The 1,338-nt window shown below is 41.9% G+C and carries 1 protein-coding gene and 2 pseudogenes; all 3 read left to right on the top strand.

All coding sequences use genetic code 11. The annotated features are described in order from the left end of the window. Positions 1-488, top strand: a pseudogene (locus QZ359_RS01785) (3-deoxy-7-phosphoheptulonate synthase); the annotation flags it as partial. 45 nt (positions 489-533) lie between these two features. Then, on the top strand, positions 534-896 hold the full coding sequence (acpS, locus tag QZ359_RS01780) for a holo-ACP synthase (RefSeq protein WP_293956038.1): 363 nt from the start codon (positions 534-536) through the stop codon (positions 894-896). After that, positions 886-1,338, top strand: a pseudogene (locus tag QZ359_RS01775) (alanine racemase); the annotation flags it as partial. The gene acpS and the pseudogene QZ359_RS01775, both read left to right, overlap by 11 nt.

Here is a 1,338-nt window from a genome sequence, read left to right as displayed (position 1 = left end):
ATCCAACCTCTGGAAATCTGTCTGTTATGTTTAATGCCATCTATGCTGCACAAAACAAGCAAACATTTCTTTACCATGGACAAGAAGTTGAAACTTCAGGTAATCCCCTAGCTCACGTTATCCTTCGTGGAGCTATGAATGAATATGGGAAAAATGAACCAAACTTCTACTATGAAACTCTCTTAAATGCTATCGGGCGTTACGAGTCTATGGGGCTTGAAAATCCCTTTATCATGATTGATACTAACCATGATAATTCAGGGAAGCAATATATGGAGCAAGTTCGAATCGTTCGCCAGGCTCTGCTCAATCGTGACTGGAATGAAAAAATCAAGAAGACAGTTCGTGGTTTCATGATTGAATCCTACTTAGCAGATGGTCGCCAAAACCAACCAGAAATCTTTGGTTGCTCTATTACAGACCCATGTCTAGGATGGGAAAACACAGTAGCCCTGGTAGAAGAAATCTATACTACCTTAACAAAATAAGTGAAAAGGATGGAGTTGGGGGTATCTCAACTCCTTTTGACGAAAATGATAGTTGGACACGGAATTGATATCGAAGCATTAGCTTCTATACAAAATGCAGTAAAAAAAAGAAAAGGTTTTGCCCAGCGTGTCTTGACAGACAAGGAAATGGAGCGTTTTGCCAGTCTCAAAGGTCGTAGACAAATCGAGTATTTGGCTGGGCGTTGGTCAGCTAAAGAAGCCTTCTCCAAGGCTCTAGGGACAGGGATTGGTAAGTTGGGCTTTCAGGATTTGGAAATCTTGAACAATGAGAGAGGGGCACCCTACTTCAGTAAATCCCCGTTTTCAGGAAAAGTGTGGCTATCGATCAGCCATACAGATCAGTTTGTGACAGCTAGTGTTATTTTGGAGGAAGATTATGAAAACTAGTCCACATAGACCAACCAAGGCCCTCATCGACCTAGGTGCTATCCGCTACAATATCCAACAAATGGGTGCGCATATTCCCAAAGATACCCTCAAATGGGCAGTTGTAAAAGCCAATGCCTACGGACACGGAGCGGTAGCTGTTGCAACAGCTATTCAGGATGATGTTGACGGCTTTTGCGTTTCTAATATCGATGAAGCCATTGAACTTCGTCAGGCAGGAATTTCTAAGAAGATTCTTATTTTAGGAGTATCTGAGGTTGAATCTCTTTCATTGGCTAAGGAGTATGCCATTACCTTAACAGTGGCAGGATTGGAATGGATCCAGAAACTCATAGCTAAAGAGGCAGACTTTTAAGGATTAAACGTTCATCTTAAAATTTGTTCAGGGATGGGGCGAATTGGTTTTAGAAGTGCAAACGAGGCAGCACAAGCTCAAACTTTA

Source organism: Streptococcus sp. (assembly GCF_019414905.1).
Taxonomy (GTDB): Bacteria; Bacillota; Bacilli; order Lactobacillales; family Streptococcaceae; genus Streptococcus.
The sequence above is the reverse complement of the archived record's forward strand: the minus strand, read 5'-3'. Positions and strand labels throughout refer to the sequence as shown.